The sequence below is a fragment of the Nocardiopsis listeri NBRC 13360 genome, assembly GCF_001570765.1.
Lineage (GTDB): Bacteria > Actinomycetota > Actinomycetes > Streptosporangiales > Streptosporangiaceae > Nocardiopsis > Nocardiopsis listeri.
In genome coordinates this window covers 1-1,839 of sequence record NZ_BCSH01000071.1, presented here as the reverse complement: position 1 = coordinate 1,839, position 1,839 = coordinate 1, and the positions used below count along the sequence as shown (strand labels likewise).

Genomic DNA, 1,839 nt, shown 5'->3' with positions numbered 1-1,839 from the left:
CTCGAGTTTCGCGGTTTCAGGAGAGATGTCCATTTATGAGTGCTTTGGTGTGATCCTGGACAACAGGCCGCGTCAGGCATGACAAAGGGAGCATCAACCAGTCACGGCAAAGAGGCTCGCTGATGCTCCCGAACGCCACCATACCCCCCACCCTGCAACGCCTTCTCAACCACTTTTGGCCCTGCTTCACCCGCCCTACCTTCACCACCTTCGCCGCCCTGATCACCGGCCTGATCACCCACACCGGCCCCCGCACCATCTGCGGCACACTCACCGGAACCGGCCTGGCCCGCACCTGGCCCCACCACCGCGCCCACACCTTCTTCTCCCACCGCATATGGGACCCCCACCACCTGGGCCAGACCATGGCCCAGATGATCGTGGACACCTGCACCACCCCCGACCAGGATCTGACCCTGGCCCTGGACGACACCCTGATCAAACGCTCCGGATCCCACGTCCACCACCGCTACCGCCAACACGACGGAGCCCGACCCAAAAGCGACCCCCTGACCTGGGGCGTGTGCTACATCGTCACCGCCCTGGCCGTCCACCTACCCGGCCGGGCCAAAGCCCTGGCCCTACCCGTGCTGACCGCTTGCTGGCGCCCTCACCGCGCCCAACGCCCCACAGGCAAAGCACGCCCCAACGGGCCCCGACCCCACCCCGACACCGCCCACCTCTCTTCCACCGCCGCCACCGCCCGCATCCTGGACACCGCCCGCACCCGCCACACCCAAGCCCGGCAAGGTCTCCGACTACGCCTGGACAAAGAAGCCGCTCTACCGGCCGGGCACCGTCTGCCCGGCACCGATCCCACACCCGCCCTCAAAGCCCGTCTGGCCGAACGTGAACAGGAACTGGCCACCGCCCAAGCCGACCACGACCAGGCCCTGGCCCGGGTGCTGGAGCTGTCCAAGCCCACCACCGGCCCCGCCCCCGGCCCCGACACCCCGGACCGGCCCACCAAAACCGAGACCGCGATCGCCATGGCCACCCGCCTGGCCCACCAATTCAGCGACCGCACCCTCCACGTGGTGGCCGACTCCGCCTACCACAGCCCGGCCCTACGGGCACTGCCCACCAACCTGACCTGGACCTTCCGCCTGGCGACCAACGCGGTACTGGCCGATGTGCCCCCGCCGCCATCGGTAGGCACCCCCACCCGGCCCGGGCGGCCCCGCTATAGCGGCGCCAGGCTGGGCACCCCCGCCCAGATCGCCGCCACCGCTACTTTCACCCCCATTGACAACGGCCAGGAGATGGCCGCCATCGACTGCCGGTGGGTGCGCTCGTTGGGTCCCACACCCGTGCGCTTGATCCTGGTACGCGTCCCGCACAGCCAAGACCCCTATGATCTGGCGTTGCTGAGCACCGACACCACCAGCCCTGTGGAAGAGATCGTGAAGCGCTACGCGGACCGGTGGCCGATCGAGGTGTGTTTTCAGGACAGCCGCGCTCACCTGGGTTTGGAGCAGGCACGCAACCGCACCCGAGCAGCCATCGAGCGCACGGTCCCTTTCCAGTTGTTGGCCTACAGCCTGGTGGTGGTCTGGTACCGGCTGCACGGCGACGGGGCCGCGGACGTGGCCGCCCGCCGTCACCGTCAGCCCTGGTACCGCTCCAAGACCGATCCGGCTTTCTCCGACATGATCACCGCGCTCAGACGTGCTGTGATCGAACACCGAATATCTTGCAGGGTCTCTGACCAGGGGGTGCTGCGGTTAATCCGGGATATCGTCTGGGACCGGTTCGACATGGCAGCGTGAGCGGGGTCCACCCGAACCGGACACAACTCCAAAAACCGCGAAACTCGAGAGCGCTTGCTTCGCTTCTAGG

The 1,839-nt window shown here is 67.5% G+C and carries 1 protein-coding gene; it reads left to right on the top strand.

The annotated features are described in order from the left end of the window. Positions 1–122: 122 nt before the first annotated feature. Positions 123–1,769 (top strand): IS701 family transposase, encoded by a 1,647-nt coding sequence (locus NLI01S_RS20230; RefSeq protein ID WP_067606950.1) that lies wholly within the window; start codon positions 123–125, stop codon positions 1,767–1,769. Positions 1,770–1,839 lie beyond the last annotated feature (70 nt).

Coding starts and splice junctions, on each gene's coding strand:
- NLI01S_RS20230 (WP_067606950.1), top strand. CDS start 123: ATGCTCCCGAACGCCACCATACCCCCCACCCTGCAACGCCTTCTCAAC.